This is a genomic window from Burkholderia sp. AU44665 (genome assembly GCF_030504405.1).
In the GTDB taxonomy this organism is placed as follows: domain Bacteria; phylum Pseudomonadota; class Gammaproteobacteria; order Burkholderiales; family Burkholderiaceae; genus Burkholderia; species Burkholderia semiarida.
This window is the reverse complement of sequence record NZ_JAUJRI010000008.1, coordinates 235,368-249,581: the sequence shown is the minus strand read 5'-3', so window position 1 is coordinate 249,581 and position 14,214 is coordinate 235,368. Positions and strand designations below refer to the sequence as shown.

The following is a 14,214-nucleotide window of genomic DNA, read 5'->3' as shown; positions in this document are numbered from 1 at the left end:
GCGCATGAAAGACTCCTGTGTCGGCGATGCGAAAGAGACAGCAACCGGCATGCCGCACTCGGTCGATATGGGCGCGCGCCTTGCTTGGCAAACCGGTCCAACGACAGGAGAAGCACGATGCAACCCGACCCCGGCGACGATCCGGCCGCCGACGACGTGCTGCTGTGGCGCGCGCCCGACAGCGTGCCGCGCCGCCCGCGCCGCGTGCTGGTCGTCGACGACTATCGCGAAGCGGCCGATGCGCTGCGCCTGCTGCTGGAGGCGCGCGGCTTCGAGTGCCGGGTCGCCGACGATCCGTTCGCGGTGTGCGACGTCGCGCGCGACTGGCAGCCGTTCGCGGTCGTGCTCGACATCGCGATGCCGGGCCTCGACGGGCTGCAACTCGCGGCGCGACTGCGCGGCGATCCGCAAACGGCCGACATGCTGCTGGTGGCGTGCAGCGGGCTCGCGTCGCGGCGGGATCAGGAACAGGCGAAGGAAGCCGGCTTCGACGCGCATTGCGCGAAGCCGCTGACGCCGCACCGGCTGCTGGGCTACCTCGAATCGGCGAGCGGCGGCGCCGCGAAGCCGGACGGGGACGTTACACGCCCCTTGTAAAAAGGCTGGCGGCGCGTGGGGTGCGGCACCTGCCGGCACGGCGCGGCGGACAAAAAACGCCCCGCGCGGAGCGGGGCGTGTTGCATCAAAGGCGCCGGCGCTGCGGCGCCACGTCGTGGCGCGCTCAGTGGCGGCCGCGCGGATCGTTCAGGTCCTCGGTCGGGTCGGTGAGCCCGAGCTCGTCGCCGGCACTCCAGTACGGTGTGCTGCCGTAGAACTCGTGCAGCGGCTCGGCCCATTGCGGATCGGCCATCGCCGGCCAATGGTCCTTGTCGAACCCCGGCGCGTTGCGGATCCGCTCGGACGACACCGACAGCAGGAAGCACTTGCGCTCGGTGTCGAGCGTCAGCGCGCTCCACGGAATGGCGTGCAGCTTGTCGCCGATGCCGAGGATGCCGCCGCTCGACAGCACCGCATACGCGATGCGGCCGGAGCGCACGTCGAGCATGATGTCCTTGATCTTGCCGACGTCGTCGCCGTCGGTCGTATAGACCTTGTCGCCTTCCAGCGTATCGGCCGCCATCACGTCGGGGCCGGGGCCGGCCGCCGTCGCGGCGCCCTTGCCGATGATGTGGGTCTGACCTTGATTGGAAGTCTGCATGGTTTCCTCCAGGCTGCGTGGGGCGCGACCGTGCCCGGGGCGGGCCCTGCGGGTCGCGCGGGGTGGGCAGGGCGAAGCGGGAATCGCTTCGTCACGTCTGCTTCGGTTGCGACACGCCTTCGAGCGTGTTCGCCACGTCGTCGCGCTCGGGGCTCGCCGTGCGCGTCGCGATGTCGGCGAGCGACAGCATGCCGACCAGTCGCTTGTCGTGATCGACGACGGGCAGCCGGCGCAGTTGCGCGTCGGCCATGTAGTGCTGGATCTCGTCCAGCGAATCGTCGTCGAAGCACCATTCGATCGGGCCGGACGCGACCTCGTGGATTCGCGTCTCCGGCGGCTTGCCAGCCGAGATCGCGCGCACCGCGAGATCGCGGTCCGTCACCATCCCGACCAGCCGGTTGTTGTCGCACACGGGCAGCGCGCCGATGTCGTAGCGCTCCATCAGTTGGGCGGCGTGACGGATCGAGTCGGTCGGCGAGATCCGCACGACGTCCTGCGACATGATTTCGTTGACGCGATGCATGCAATTCTCCTTGCGGGTAGGTGTAGCAGTGTGTAGCAATGGGCCGATGCGGCCGCCGGATTCGGCAAAGCACATGCCGTGCGCGCGGCCGCCGCGTCACGCGTCATCGCGATCGCGTTTGTCCTGCCACGGCCCGTCGTCGTGCGTGCCGGGCGGCGTGTCGGGTTCGATGCGCGTCACGCCGCCCGTCGCGGGCGCATCGCTCGCCGGAAACGTGTCCTCGAGCTGCTTGTCGATATGCCGTTCGGAATGGCGCGTGCGCGTGCGGTCCTGATCCTTCAGCGGCGGTTGCGGGTCGGGGTGCCGCTCGTGCGCCGGTGCGTTCTGGCCGGGCCGGGTCGAATCCTTCATGGCGGTGCTCCGTATCGGTGACGATGATGCGCCTGTGCCGCAACCGGCGTTCCCGGTTCGCCCCCCGGCACGCGACTTGCCGCAGCGAGGCAGACGACCATGACGACGCAGGCGCGACGGCGTGTCTGCTGCGCACACATCAAGCGGAGGCACGACGATGATTCCGAAACGACGACCAGGCGTGCGCTATGAGATCAACGTATGCGGGGGCGGATTCGATTCGGTGAAAAGCCATTTCGATACGTGGAAGCGCGAGCCGCTGATCTACCGGCCCGAGCGCCGAATGTTCGAAGGCAAGGCCGACGTGCGGCCGCTCGGCGACGAGACGTTCGGCGCGACCGAGCCCGCACGCTTCGCGCTGCAGCGGGCGTGCGAGCCGTCGGATCCGTACGCGCTCGCCGCGCGCGTGCGCGACGACGGCCGCGAGCTGTGGCTGGTGATGGCGGCCTATGACGCGTAGCGGCGCGCTTGCAAGATTTTCAGCGAACGGTGTAGCGAAGGCATGGCGCTTCGCGCCGCACCGCGCGGCTGTGTATCCGCCCGCGTATCGATTCCCGCGCGGTCCCCGTGCGATCTCCGTGTGCGGGCGGCCCGGCCGCACGGCATGCGGCTTGCGAATCCTCGCCATGCGGCTGTCGCGCCGATCCCGACCGAATCCCGCAACGATGGAATTGCCGATGAAACACGAACCCGCGCAGTGGCTGCAACGGCCCGAACCGCCGCTTCCCGACATCGAGCCGGACCCCGAGCCGCCCGACCCCGACGACGTGCCGCCGGACATGCCGGAGCCGTACCGGCAGCCGGAGGGCGATCCGCCCGGGCATGCGCCGCCGGAACGCGATCCGCCGTCGCGCGAGCCGCCGGTGCGGGCGCCGTCGGTGAGCGCGGCGTCGCGAACGACACCGGCAAGGGAGGGCCTGCGATGAGCATCCGCGTGAAACCCGGCCTGCTGCGCGACATCGCCGAAACGCTGGGCCGCCATTTCGAGGCGCGCGCGATCCCGTTCCATGTCGAGGAGCAACCGGCCGGCGCATTGCATATCGGCTTTCGCGTCGACGGCCATCCGGCGTCGCTGACCGTGACGTTCGACGGCGATGCATTCGCCGCGCTCGAACGGGCCGACGTCGAGCGGCAACGCGGCACGCTCACGCGCGTCGCGGCCGAATTCGACACGATGATGGCGCGCCGCGCACCGACCGCGTACGCGGGCGATTTCCATTTCAACCGGCTCTGAGCCGCGCCGCCACGGCGCGGCCCGCAGCCATGGGAGGAGCATTCGATGAACACGATCCAGACGATCCGCGTGGGCGCGTGTGCGTTGGCCGCCGCGTGCGCGCTGGGCGCATGCACGCAACCGGCCGGCGGCCCGTACGGCACGCGCGCGGCGCCGCCCGCGCCGCCCGACGGCCGCGGCGCGCAATCGACCACGACGATGCCGGACGCGAATACGCGCTACGACACGCGTCCGTCGCCGGGCAACACGATGCCGCCGGGCGCAACCGTCGGCGAACCGGTCGACGCACCGCCGCCCGGCCCGAACGGCACGCAGGGCGATCGGCCGCTGCCGGGCACGCCGCCGCCGATGCAGTACTGACAGGACGTTGCGGTGTGGCGCCGCGCCACGGCATGCGGCACCGCGATGCGGCCGGGGCAACGCGATGGCGAATCCGCACGAGCATCCGGCGCCATCGGCCCGGATCGTCGAGCGCTTTACTCGACCGGTCGGAGGCCGACCGCATCGATGCGAATGAGGACGGGCAGTCAGCCTAGGGCGGGGCCGCGTTTGCCCGAGCGAAATACGTGCCCCCAAACTTGCCCCGGCCTTGTAAAAAAGCAGGCTCCGGCGCGGGGCGACACGGGGTGCGAACCCCCGAGAGCCGCGCCCTGCCGCGCTTCGCGCGGCTGGCACGGATGCTGCATGACGTTCGGTAGAAGACACACCCGAACCGAACCGTCAGGAGGCTTTTGATGCCCGTCTCGCTTGCGCTGCAGATGCGACAGCATCTCGCACTCACGCCGAGGCTTCAGCAGTCGCTGCGGCTGCTGCAGTTGTCCTCGCTCGAATTTCAACAGGAATTGCGTCAGGCGCTCGACATGAACCCGTTTCTCGAAGATGGCCCGGGCGACGACGAAACCGCTGCCGCGACCCCCGAGCAACCGACCGAAGCGGCCGTGCCTGAAACGGCGCCCGAGCGCGACGAAATCCGCCCGCCGGACGGCGAGGTGCCGTTTACCGCCGCGCCCGCGCCGCGCGGTACGAGCCGCCAGGGCGACGACACCGACGGGTTGTCGCCCGGCGAATGGATGGCCGCCGAGCCGTCGCTGCATCAGCAACTGCACGATGCGCTGCGGCTCTATCCGCTCAACAAACGTGATCGCGAGGCCGCGCGCCTCGTGATCGATGCGCTCGACGACGACGGCTACCTGCGGCAGGAACTCCCTGAACTGCTGGTCGCCGCCGATCCCGCGTGGCTGCTGTCGGAGCAGGATCTGGCGGTCGCGCTGCGGCTCGTGCAGATGCTCGACCGGCCGGGTATCGCCGCGCGTTCGTTATCCGAATGCCTGGTGCTGCAACTGGACGCGATTCCGGCCGGCACGCCGGCGCTCGCGGAAGCGAAAGCGATCGCGCGCGAGCATCTGGAGCGGCTCGCGCGCCGCGAGACGGCCGAAATCCAGCGGCGCCTCGGCTGCAATCAGCAGACGCTGCAGGCCGCCTGCGCGCTGGTGCGCGGGCTCGACCCGCGCCCCGGCAATCACTACGGCAGCACGCGCGGCGACTACGTGGTGCCCGACGTGATCGTGCGTCAGGTGCGCGACGAGTGGATCGTCACGATCAATCCGGCCGTGCTGCCGCGTGCGCGGTTGCACGAGCGCTATGCGACGCTGTTCGCGCAGTCGAGCGGCGAGCGCGATTCGCCGCTCGGCCAGCAATTGCAGGAAGCGCGCTGGCTGATCCGCAACGTGCAGAAGCGCTTCGACACGATCCAGCGCGTGGGCGAATGCATCGTCGCGCGGCAGCGCGATTTCTTCCGCTACGGCGAGATCGCGATGAAGCCGCTCGTGCTGCGCGACATCGCGGAGGAACTCGACCTGCACGAATCGACCGTCTCGCGCGCGACCGGCAACAAGTACATGGCCACGCCGCACGGCACGTTCGAGTTCAAGCATTTCTTCCCGCGCAAGCTCGAGGCGGCTGGCAAGGGCGTGTGCTCGGCCTCCGCCGCGAAGGTGCTGATCCGCGACATGATCGCGGCCGAGCGGCATACCGATCCGCTATCCGACGTCGCGCTCGCCGAAAATCTCGCGGGCCGCGGCATTCTTCTTGCGCGTCGGACGGTGACCAAGTATCGCCAGGCGATGAAGATTCCGCCGGCCGACCTGCGGCGCCGCGACGCCGCGTGACGGCCTCATTGTTCCAACCATGCGCGCGCCGTCCGTCGCGTCGGCTCGCGCCAACGAGAGGAGCGCAATCATGCCAGCCAAATCCCAGGCGCAGCAGCGCGCCGCAGGGGCCGCGCTGTCGGCCAAGCGCGGTGACACGAAAATGAAGGATCTGAAGCCGCCGTCGAAATCGATGGCCAAGTCGATGAGCGAGAAAGAGCTCGAGAAAATGGCTTCCACGCCCACGCACGGCAAACCGAAACACAAGCACGATGCGTGAGCGCCGCCGACGTTTAGTGACGACCGCTGTCATCCAGGAGGGTTCCATGCTTCGATACGCCATCATCTTCTTCGTCATCGCGATCATCGCGGCGGTGTTCGGGTTCGGCGGCATTGCCGCCGGCGCGGCCGAGATCGCGAAGATCCTGTTCTACATCTTCGTCGTGATCTTCCTGGTCACGCTGTTGCTGGGGGTCGTGCGCCGATGACGGTCACGCCCGACCGGTCGCGGCGCGTCGCGGAACTCGAGCACGCGTTCGCGATCGGCTTTCCGTCGCAGTCGACCGTCGTCGTTCACGAGGACGACGCGTCGGGCCGGCTGACGATCCACGTATCGTGGGTGCGCGTGCCCTCCGACGAGGATGCGCGCGAATGGCGCTGCACGGTCGACATGCGGTTCGATGCGGACGTGATCGAGCGCTACGCGCAGCTCGACACGGCCGACCGGCTGCGCGTGCGCACGCAACTGTGCGACCGCGCGCGGCGCGCGGTGGACGAGCACAAGCCGCGCGTCGAGGATGCCGTGATCGAATGCAACGTGGCGCTCGACGTGACGGCCGTCGAATTCGACGCGGCGCTGCGCGCGCCCTGACGCCGCCGGCCCGCGGGCGCCCATCGGGCGCCGGGCCGGCTTTCCCCGCCGTTCGCACGCGCGCGCCGCGGCGCGCCGGCGTGCATGGCGGCTCCCCATTCGAATACCAAGAGGACACCTGACGATGACGAATCCCCCATCCGCCGGCAAGACGCCCCCGACGCAGCCGCACGACAGCGCGAAGTCGCGCCAGCTCGAAGCGAACCGTGCGCGGCCCGACGGCGAGGCGTTGCGCACCAACCAGGGCGTGCGGATCGCCGACAACCAGAATACGCTGCGAGGCGGCGCGCGCGGCCCGTCGCTGCTCGAAGACTTCATCATGCGTGAGAAGATCACGCATTTCGATCATGAGCGCATTCCGGAGCGCGTGGTGCACGCGCGCGGCTCGGGCGCGCACGGCGTGTTCCGCGTCTACGAGCCGATGGCCGACTACACGAAGGCCGCGTTCCTGCAGGACCCGGCCGCCGAAACGCCGGTGTACGTGCGCTTCTCGACCGTGCAGGGGCCGCGCGGGTCGGCCGACACCGTGCGCGACGTGCGCGGCTTCGCGGTGAAGTTCTATACCGAGGAAGGCAACTACGACCTCGTCGGCAACAACATGCCGGTGTTCTTCATCCAGGATGCGATCAAGTTTCCCGACTTCGTGCATGCGGTGAAGCCCGAGGCGCCGAACGAGATGCCGACCGGCGCGTCCGCGCACGACACGTTCTGGGATTTCGTGTCGCTGGTGCCGGAAACCACGCACATGGTGCTGTGGCTGATGTCGGATCGCGCGCTGCCGGCGAGCTATCGCGCGATGGACGGCTTCGGCGTGCACACGTTCCGCTTCGTGAACGCGGCCGGCGTCGAGCGTTTCGTGAAATTCCACTGGCGGCCCGTGAGCGGCGCGTATTCGCTGCTGTGGGACGAGGCGCAGCGCATCGCCGGCCACGACCCGGATTTCAACCGGCGCGACCTGTGGATGGCGATCGAGCGCGGCGACTATCCGGAGTTCGAGCTCGGCGTGCAGATGATCGATCCGGCCGATGCCGACAAATTCGACTTCGACCTGCTGGATCCGACCAAGCTCGTGCCGGAAGAACGCGTGCCCGTGCGGCCAATCGGCCGGATGACGCTGAACCGCAACCCCGACAACTTCTTCGCGGAGACCGAGCAGGTTGCGTTTCACCCGGGCCACGTGGTGCCGGGCATCGATTTCACGAACGATCCGCTGTTGCAGGGGCGGCTGTTCTCGTACACCGATACGCAACTGAGCCGGCTCGGCGGCCCGAATTTCCACGAGATTCCGATCAACCGGCCGGTGTGCCCGTTCGCGAACAACCAGCGCGACGCGATGCACCGGCAGACGATCAACGTCGGGCAGGCGTCGTACGAGCCGAACTCGACGAGCGGCGGCTGGCCGCGCGAGACGCCGCCCGCGCCGTCCGGCGGCGGGTTCGAAACCGTGCCCGAGCCGCTCGAAGGCCACAAGGTGCGCGTGCGCAGCGAATCGTTCGCCGATCATTTCTCGCAAGCCGCGCTGTTCTACCAAAGCATGACCGAGATCGAGCAGCGGCATATTCGCGACGCGTACTGCTTCGAGCTCGGCAAGGTGACGCAGCCGCACATTCGCGAGCGGGTGGTCAACGAAATCATCGCGCGCTTCGACGCGGGGCTCGCCGCGCAGGTCGCCGAACGGCTCGGGCTGCCCGCGCCGCAGGCGGCCGCGACGCCGGCCGTCCCGCGGCCCTCGCCGGCGCTGAGCCTGATCGGCCGCGCGAAGCCCGGCATCCGCTCGCGCAAGATCGCGCTGATCGCGACGCCGGGCGTGAACCCGGTGCTCGTCGAGCAGGTGCGCGACGCGTTGCAGGCCGCGCACGCGGTGCCGACGATCGTCGCGCCGACGCTCGCGCCGATCGGCGGCATCGTGCCGGAGGCGACGCTCGCCGGCATGCCGTCGGTGATGTTCGACGCGGTGTTCGTGTGCGGCGGCGACGGCGATGGCCGCGATCTCGCGCACAGCGCCGACGCCCGCCATTTCGTGCGCGAGGCGTTCAAGCACCTGAAGCCGATCGCGGCCGTCGGCTCGGGGCGGCAATTGCTCAGCGCCGCGCACTTGCCGGATCCGGCTGAAGGCGTGTGCGTCGGGCAGGCCGTCGATCTCGACAAGGTGCTGAACACGCTGTCGGATCACCTCGGCCAGCATCGCGTGTGGGCGCGCGAACAGCAGGCGGCGGAACTGCCGGCATAGGGCCGGCGGCGGTTCGTGCCGGACGGCGCGCCTGCCCTCGGGCGGGCGCGCATCGGGCAAGGAGGAACAGCATGGCACCGCGGATGATATGGAAAGGCGCGATCAGCTTCGGGCTCGTGCACGTGCCCGTGCAATTGTTTCCGGCGACGCGCACCGTGAAGCCGTCGTTCCGGATGCTCGACAAGCGCTCGATGGACCCGATCGGCTATCGGCAGATCAACAAGCGCACCGGCAAGGAGGTCACGCGCGAGGACATCGTGCGCGGCTACGAGTACGAGAAGGAGCGCTACGTCGTGCTGACCGACGACGAAATCCGCGCGGCGAACCCGGAATCGACGCAGACCGTCGACATCCTGACCTTCGTCGACGAGGACGCCGTGTCGTTCCTCTATCTCGACACGCCGTACTACCTGGTGCCGGACCGCAAGGGCGAGAAGGTCTATGCACTGCTGCGCGACGCGCTGAAGGACAGCGGCAAGATCGGCATCGCGCTCGTCGTGATGCGCGACCGCCAGCACCTGGGCGCGCTGATCCCGGTCGGGCCGATGCTCGCGCTCGATACGCTGCGCTGGCAGGAGGAACTGCGGCCGCTCGACGAGCTGTCGGTGCCGGCCGACGACGCGAAGGGCGCGGGCGTCACCGCGCGCGAACTCGCGATGGCGAAGAAGCTGATCGACGACATGTCCGGCAAATGGACGCCCGACGAATATCACGACACGTTTCGCGACGACATCCTCGAACTGGTCGAGCGCAAGGTGCGCGCGGGCAAGGTCGAGGAGATCGAGGACCGGCCCGCGCAGACGGGCCGCGCGGCGACCAACGTGGTCGATCTCACCGAGCTGCTGAAGCGCAGCCTCAAGGGCGGCGCCGGCGCGCGCGCGGCGGATCTGCGTGACGAGCGCGACGAAGCGGAAGAGGAGGCGTCATCGTCGTCATCGTCGCGCCGCAAGTCGCCCTCGAAATCCGCGTCGAAAGGCGCGGCGACGAAAACCGCGGCGAAGCGCGGCACCGCGAAACGCGCGGCGAGCGAGCCTGCGGCGAAGAAGACCGCCGCGCGACGCAAGCACGCGGCGTGATGCCGATGACGCCGACTCCGATTTCGACGAGGTGACGCGATGGCCGGCAAGCTCGATCCGTATCGCCGCAAGCGCCATTTCGGCGCGACGCCAGAGCCCGAAGGCGCGCACGGGAAGCGTCGCGCGAAGGCGGAGGTGAAAGCGGGCACGAAGGCGAAGCCCGCCGCGCGCGCCCGCCACCCGCTGCGCTTCGTGATCCAGGAGCACCACGCGCGCCGGCTGCACTACGATTTCCGGCTCGAGCTCGACGGCACGCTGAAATCGTGGGCCGTGCCGAAGGGGCCGAGCTTCGATCCGCAGGTGAAGCGGCTCGCCGTGCATGTCGAGGACCATCCGCTCGAATACGCGTCGTTCGAAGGCGAGATTCCGGCCGGGCATTACGGCGCGGGGTCGGTCGTCGTCTGGGACGAGGGCACGTGGACGCCCGACGGCGGCGTCGCGCAGGCACGCGAAGGCTATCGGGCCGGCAAGCTGACGTTCCGGCTCGACGGCGAGAAGCTGCACGGCGGCTGGGCGCTCGTACGCAGCGGGCGCCAGGAAGGGCGCCAGGAGCAGTGGCTGCTGATCAAGGAGCGCGACGACGACGCGCGCAGCGCCGATGAATTCGACGTGGTCGGCGAGCGGCCGGGCAGCGTGCATGACGGCGCGTCCGACGGCGCGGCGCACAAGCGAGCGGCGCGACGCGGCGGCTCGACCGGCGCGAACGGCGATTCACGGGCAACGCGACCTGCAAGCCGCGAAGGCAACGAAAACCTTCGCCCCACCGATCCGTCGCAAGTCGAGGGCGCGGTGCGCGCGCCTCTGCCCGAGCGCGTCGCGCCGCAACTCGCGACGCTGGTCGACGCACCGCCGACCCACGGCGGCTGGTGCTACGAACTGAAGTTCGACGGTTACCGGATCCTCGCGCGCATTGCAGGCAAGGGCGCGCGCCGGCGCGTCACGCTGATGACGCGCGAAGGCCGCGACTGGACCGCGAAGCTGCGCGCGCAGCGCGACGCGCTCGCGGCGCTCGACGTCGACGACGCGTGGCTGGACGGCGAGGCCGTCGTGCTCGGCGAAAACGGCCTGCCCGATTTCCAGGCGTTGCAGAACGCGTTCGGCACGGGCCGCTCGGATGCAATCACGTTCTTCGCGTTCGATCTGCCCTATCTCGACGGATACGACCTGCGCGACGCACCGCTCACGGCCCGTCGCGCGCTGCTCGAACCGCTGCTCGCGAACAGCGACCCGACGCGCGTGCGTTTTTCGCCCGATCTCGGCGAGGACGTCGCGTCGCTGATCGCGAGCGCCTGCGACACGGGCCTCGAAGGGCTGATCGGCAAGCGCGCGGAGTCGCGCTATCGCGCCGGCCGTTCGCCGGCGTGGATCAAGCTCAAATGCCGGCGCCGGCAGGAATTCGTGATCGGCGGCTTTACGGAACCATCGGGCAGCCGGCACGGCTTCGGCGCGCTGCTGCTCGGCGTGCACGAACCGCCGCCGGCCGGCAAGCGGCGGCGCGGGCCGGGGCCGCTGCGGTACGTCGGCCGCGTCGGCACGGGATTCGACGCGCGCATGCTCGACCGTCTCGCCGCGATCCTGCGCAAGCACGAGCGCGACACGATGCCGTTCGACGCACCGCCGCGCGAACGCACGCGCACGCGCGTGCACTGGGTCGAGCCGACGCTCGTCGCCGAATGCGAATTCGCGGAATGGACCGGCGACGGCATCGTGCGGCAGGCCGCGTTCATCGCGCTGCGCGACGACAAGCCGGCGGAGCAGATCGTCCGCGAAATGCCGAAACACACGGATACGGAGGTGACGATGGATCGACGCGAAACCACGCACGACGACAAACGCAAGCGCGCATCGCCTGCCGCTCACGAAACGGCCGCTCGCAAGCGCCCCGCACGTTCCGGCGCGGCCGCGCGCGCCGAAGGCGACGCGGCTGCGCCAGACTCGCTCGGCGGCGTGCGCATCACGCATCCCGAGCGCGTGCTCGACCCGCAAAGCGGCACGCGCAAGCTCGATCTCGCGCGGTACTGGCAATGGGTCGCGCCGTGGCTGCTGCCCGACCTGAAAGGCCGGCCCGTCTCGCTCGTGCGCGCCCCGGGCGACATCGCCGGCGAGCTGTTTTTCCAGAAACACGCGGAGCGCCGCGAGATTCCGTTCGTCACGCAGCACGAAGGGCTCGATCCCGGCCACGGGCCGCTGCTGTCGATCGACAGCGTCGACGCGCTGCTCGGCGCCGCGCAAATGGGCACGGTCGAACTGCACACGTGGAACGCGCATGCGTCGAACATCGAGCGGCCCGACCGCATCGTGTTCGACCTCGATCCCGATCCGGCGCTGCCGTGGCGCACGATGATCGACGCCGCGCAACTGGTGCGCGGCCTGCTCGACGAGCTGGGGCTCGTGTCGTTCTGCAAGACGAGCGGCGGCAAGGGGCTGCACGTCGTCGTGCCGCTCACGCGGCACGCGGGCTGGGACGACGTGAAGGATTTTTCGCGCGCGGTCGCGCAGCACGTCGCCGGCACGCTGCCCGAGCGTTTCACCGCGACGATGGGGCCGCGCCACCGGCGCGGCAAGATCTTCGTCGACTACCTGCGCAACGGGCGCGGCGCGAGCACGATCGCCGCGTATTCGGTGCGCGCGCGGCCCGGCATGGGCGTGTCGGTGCCGCTCGAGTGGGACGAGGTGCCGCAGACGACGGGCGGCGCACAATGGACGATCGACACGTTGCACGTGCGGCTGGACGCGCTGAAGCGTGACCCGTGGGAAGGCTATGCGAAGGCGCGCCAGCGCATCACCGCGGCGATGCGGGCGCGGCTCGGCGCGGACACGTGAACCGTCAGCGACGGCGCTGCTGCAACCGGTAATACCAGTTCATCAGCGGCGTCGCGGAGACCCCGTGCGCCACCACCGACGCGGACACGACGGCCAGCACGGGCGCCGCCAGCGGGCGCACGGCCTCGGACGGCCCGTGCTCGAGCGCGAACAGCAGATAGTAGAACGAGCCGATCCCGCGGATGCCGAACCACGCCATCAGCCGCCGCTGCGCATGCGTCGCCCGCGACCCGACGAGCGTGACCAGCACCGCGAGCGGGCGCACGGCGACGAACAGCACGGTGGCCAGTGCGGCGGCGCCCCACGTGAACAGCGGGCCGGGCAGCGTCGACAGCACGCTGCCGATCATCGTCATCACGATCGCCTCCGCGATCCGTTCGAGCTCGATCGTGAAGCCGAGCACCGATTCGGCCATGAACGCATGCGCCTTGTCCGGATGCTTTTCGGTCGCGACGACGTCTTCCGAATCGATCTGGCCGATCACTTCGCGCGGCGGACGGTCGCCGCTCGCACGATGCTCGACGCGCCGCATCGCGACGCCGGCCGCGAACGTCGCGATGAAGCCGAACGTGTGCGCGAGCTGTGCGGCGCCGAACGACAGCACGATCAGCGCGAGCGCGAAGAAGCCTTCGAGGCCGAGCGCCTGCGCGTGGCGCGTGCGCAGCCAGCCGATCGTCTTCGTCATGGCCCAGCCGAGCCCGCCGCCGATCGCCGTCGCACCGGCGATGCCCCACAGCGCGACCAGCGCGAACGTGCCGGACAGCGGCGGGATGCCGTGCGTCGCGCCCGGTGCGCCGCACAGCGCGAGCCCCGCGAGCGCGAACGGCAGCGCGATGCCGTCGTTCATCCCGCCTTCGCCGGACAACGCGAAGCGCACCAGATCGCGGTCGCCCGGGTCGTGCACCTGCACGTCGTGCGCGAGCACCGGATCGGTCGGTGCGAGGATCGCCGCGAGCAGCAGCGCGGGGCCCCAGCCGACGCCAAGCGCGAGCACCGTGCACGCGGCGAGCAGCGGCACGGTGACGACCATCGCGAGCAGCCCGAGGCGGCACGGCACGAGCCACAGCTTGTCGGACAGTGGCACGCGCAGCCGCAGCCCGATCGCGAACAGCGATACGAGCAGCGCGACTTCGACGATCGCGCGCAGCAGGGGGCCGTCGCGTTCGAGGTCGAGATGCAGCAGGCCGGCGCCGCTCGGGCCGAGCGCGACGCCGAGCACCAGGTAAATCATGGCCGAGCTGCAGGGCAGGTGGCGCAACGCGGACGTCACGACGCCCATGCCCAGCAGCACCGCGCCGATGATCAGGTACCAGAGGGTTTCGTGCATGTGTGATCGCAGCGGAGGGAAGACGGGCGACGCGCCAGCCGTCAGGGCTTGCGGCCGAACGCTTCGCGCAGCTTGCGCTTCGCGCGTTCGAGCGTTGCACGGCGCGTTTTCGGCAGGTTGCGGCCCGCGCGGTTCACGTAGAAGTTCAGCATCGACATCGCCGACTGGAACGGCGACGCCTTGCGGCGGCGGCTGTGTTCGGCCGAGTGCTTCAGCGACGCGGCGATCGCCGCCGGATCGTCGGACTTGAAGATGTCCGGCTCGATGTCGAGCGCATCGCTTTTTTGCGTGACTTCGCCGGACCAGCGCTTGCGGTGGTTCGGGTCGGCGCCGCGCGCGCGGCCGGGGCGGCGCGTGTGGCGCTTGCCGTGCGCGTGGGAAGCGGAAGCAGAAGCGGAAGGCATAAGGCAGAGGCTCCGTATGGGTCACGGACA

Annotated in this window: 17 protein-coding genes; 12 read left to right on the top strand and 5 right to left on the bottom strand. The window is 69.8% G+C overall.

Annotated features, from left to right (window positions below; genetic code table 11):
- Positions 1 to 117: 117 nt before the first annotated feature.
- Positions 118 to 597, top strand: a complete 480-nt coding sequence (locus tag QZM15_RS19090) for a response regulator (RefSeq protein ID WP_059575025.1) — start codon at positions 118 to 120, stop codon at positions 595 to 597.
- Between the two features lie 124 nt (positions 598 to 721).
- Here the strand turns inward: QZM15_RS19090 and QZM15_RS19085 are convergent, their stop codons facing one another.
- From QZM15_RS19085 to QZM15_RS19075, 3 genes are all read right to left on the bottom strand, one after another.
- On the bottom strand, positions 722 to 1,198 hold the full coding sequence (locus QZM15_RS19085; RefSeq protein ID WP_302107040.1) for a PRC-barrel domain-containing protein: 477 nt from the start codon (positions 1,196 to 1,198) through the stop codon (positions 722 to 724).
- Between the two features lie 91 nt (positions 1,199 to 1,289).
- Positions 1,290 to 1,721 (bottom strand): CBS domain-containing protein, encoded by a 432-nt coding sequence (locus QZM15_RS19080; RefSeq protein ID WP_059575027.1) that lies wholly within the window; start codon positions 1,719 to 1,721, stop codon positions 1,290 to 1,292.
- 96 nt (positions 1,722 to 1,817) lie between these two features.
- Positions 1,818 to 2,072 (bottom strand): hypothetical protein, encoded by a 255-nt coding sequence (locus QZM15_RS19075; RefSeq protein WP_302107039.1) that lies wholly within the window; start codon positions 2,070 to 2,072, stop codon positions 1,818 to 1,820.
- A gap of 157 nt (positions 2,073 to 2,229) precedes the next feature.
- Here QZM15_RS19075 and QZM15_RS19070 point away from each other — a divergent pair, with 157 nt between their 5' ends.
- The 11 genes from QZM15_RS19070 (at position 2,230) to ligD (ending at position 12,453) form a co-directional block, all read left to right on the top strand.
- Complete coding sequence (locus QZM15_RS19070) at positions 2,230 to 2,532, top strand: hypothetical protein (RefSeq protein WP_059575029.1); 303 nt, start codon at positions 2,230 to 2,232, stop codon at positions 2,530 to 2,532.
- Between the two features lie 217 nt (positions 2,533 to 2,749).
- Positions 2,750 to 2,998, top strand: coding sequence for a hypothetical protein (locus tag QZM15_RS19065; RefSeq protein ID WP_302107038.1), 249 nt, complete (start codon positions 2,750 to 2,752; stop codon positions 2,996 to 2,998).
- The gene (locus QZM15_RS19060) at positions 2,995 to 3,306 is read left to right on the top strand and encodes a hypothetical protein (protein ID WP_302107037.1); all 312 of its coding nucleotides are present in this window, start codon (positions 2,995 to 2,997) and stop codon (positions 3,304 to 3,306) included. Before QZM15_RS19065 ends, QZM15_RS19060 begins: the two co-directional genes overlap by 4 nt.
- 45 nt (positions 3,307 to 3,351) lie before the next feature.
- Positions 3,352 to 3,666, top strand: coding sequence for a hypothetical protein (locus tag QZM15_RS19055; RefSeq protein WP_059575031.1), 315 nt, complete (start codon positions 3,352 to 3,354; stop codon positions 3,664 to 3,666).
- Positions 3,667 to 4,040: 374 nt separating this feature from the next.
- Entirely contained in the window at positions 4,041 to 5,474 is a 1,434-nt protein-coding gene (locus tag QZM15_RS19050) for an RNA polymerase factor sigma-54 (protein ID WP_226225986.1), read from the top strand.
- A gap of 70 nt (positions 5,475 to 5,544) precedes the next feature.
- The gene (locus QZM15_RS19045) at positions 5,545 to 5,733 is read left to right on the top strand and encodes a DUF3008 family protein (protein ID WP_006498333.1); all 189 of its coding nucleotides are present in this window, start codon (positions 5,545 to 5,547) and stop codon (positions 5,731 to 5,733) included.
- Positions 5,734 to 5,779: 46 nt separating this feature from the next.
- Positions 5,780 to 5,941 carry a DUF1328 family protein gene (locus tag QZM15_RS19040; protein ID WP_006498332.1) on the top strand — a complete coding sequence of 54 codons (162 nt, stop codon included), beginning with the start codon at positions 5,780 to 5,782 and terminating at the stop codon, positions 5,939 to 5,941.
- Entirely contained in the window at positions 5,938 to 6,324 is a 387-nt protein-coding gene (locus QZM15_RS19035) for a DUF3022 domain-containing protein (RefSeq protein WP_302107036.1), read from the top strand. The genes QZM15_RS19040 and QZM15_RS19035 overlap by 4 nt, the downstream gene beginning before the upstream one ends.
- A 124-nt stretch (positions 6,325 to 6,448) precedes the next feature.
- A complete protein-coding gene (gene katE / locus QZM15_RS19030) occupies positions 6,449 to 8,554 on the top strand; it encodes a catalase HPII (RefSeq protein ID WP_302107035.1) in 2,106 nt (701 codons plus the stop codon).
- A 71-nt stretch (positions 8,555 to 8,625) separates the two neighbouring features.
- On the top strand, positions 8,626 to 9,630 hold the full coding sequence (locus QZM15_RS19025; RefSeq protein WP_059575035.1) for a Ku protein: 1,005 nt from the start codon (positions 8,626 to 8,628) through the stop codon (positions 9,628 to 9,630).
- 39 nt (positions 9,631 to 9,669) lie between these two features.
- Positions 9,670 to 12,453 (top strand): DNA ligase D, encoded by a 2,784-nt coding sequence (gene ligD, locus QZM15_RS19020; RefSeq protein ID WP_302107034.1) that lies wholly within the window; start codon positions 9,670 to 9,672, stop codon positions 12,451 to 12,453.
- A 4-nt stretch (positions 12,454 to 12,457) separates the two neighbouring features.
- Here the strand turns inward: ligD and QZM15_RS19015 are convergent, their stop codons facing one another.
- Together QZM15_RS19015 and QZM15_RS19010 are read right to left on the bottom strand one after the other, a co-directional pair.
- The gene (locus tag QZM15_RS19015; RefSeq protein WP_060310429.1) at positions 12,458 to 13,780 is read right to left on the bottom strand and encodes a sodium:proton antiporter; all 1,323 of its coding nucleotides are present in this window, start codon (positions 13,778 to 13,780) and stop codon (positions 12,458 to 12,460) included.
- 41 nt (positions 13,781 to 13,821) lie between these two features.
- A complete protein-coding gene (locus QZM15_RS19010) occupies positions 13,822 to 14,184 on the bottom strand; it encodes a DUF3175 domain-containing protein (RefSeq protein ID WP_060967428.1) in 363 nt (120 codons plus the stop codon).
- Positions 14,185 to 14,214: the final 30 nt, after the last annotated feature.

Coding starts and splice junctions, on each gene's coding strand:
- QZM15_RS19090 (WP_059575025.1), top strand. CDS start 118: ATGCAACCCGACCCCGGCGACGATCCGGCCGCCGACGACGTGCTGCTG.
- QZM15_RS19085 (WP_302107040.1), bottom strand. CDS start 1,198: ATGCAGACTTCCAATCAAGGTCAGACCCACATCATCGGCAAGGGCGCC.
- QZM15_RS19080 (WP_059575027.1), bottom strand. CDS start 1,721: ATGCATCGCGTCAACGAAATCATGTCGCAGGACGTCGTGCGGATCTCG.
- QZM15_RS19075 (WP_302107039.1), bottom strand. CDS start 2,072: ATGAAGGATTCGACCCGGCCCGGCCAGAACGCACCGGCGCACGAGCGG.
- QZM15_RS19070 (WP_059575029.1), top strand. CDS start 2,230: ATGATTCCGAAACGACGACCAGGCGTGCGCTATGAGATCAACGTATGC.
- QZM15_RS19065 (WP_302107038.1), top strand. CDS start 2,750: ATGAAACACGAACCCGCGCAGTGGCTGCAACGGCCCGAACCGCCGCTT.
- QZM15_RS19060 (WP_302107037.1), top strand. CDS start 2,995: ATGAGCATCCGCGTGAAACCCGGCCTGCTGCGCGACATCGCCGAAACG.
- QZM15_RS19055 (WP_059575031.1), top strand. CDS start 3,352: ATGAACACGATCCAGACGATCCGCGTGGGCGCGTGTGCGTTGGCCGCC.
- QZM15_RS19050 (WP_226225986.1), top strand. CDS start 4,041: ATGCCCGTCTCGCTTGCGCTGCAGATGCGACAGCATCTCGCACTCACG.
- QZM15_RS19045 (WP_006498333.1), top strand. CDS start 5,545: ATGCCAGCCAAATCCCAGGCGCAGCAGCGCGCCGCAGGGGCCGCGCTG.
- QZM15_RS19040 (WP_006498332.1), top strand. CDS start 5,780: ATGCTTCGATACGCCATCATCTTCTTCGTCATCGCGATCATCGCGGCG.
- QZM15_RS19035 (WP_302107036.1), top strand. CDS start 5,938: ATGACGGTCACGCCCGACCGGTCGCGGCGCGTCGCGGAACTCGAGCAC.
- katE (WP_302107035.1), top strand. CDS start 6,449: ATGACGAATCCCCCATCCGCCGGCAAGACGCCCCCGACGCAGCCGCAC.
- QZM15_RS19025 (WP_059575035.1), top strand. CDS start 8,626: ATGGCACCGCGGATGATATGGAAAGGCGCGATCAGCTTCGGGCTCGTG.
- ligD (WP_302107034.1), top strand. CDS start 9,670: ATGGCCGGCAAGCTCGATCCGTATCGCCGCAAGCGCCATTTCGGCGCG.
- QZM15_RS19015 (WP_060310429.1), bottom strand. CDS start 13,780: ATGCACGAAACCCTCTGGTACCTGATCATCGGCGCGGTGCTGCTGGGC.
- QZM15_RS19010 (WP_060967428.1), bottom strand. CDS start 14,184: ATGCCTTCCGCTTCTGCTTCCGCTTCCCACGCGCACGGCAAGCGCCAC.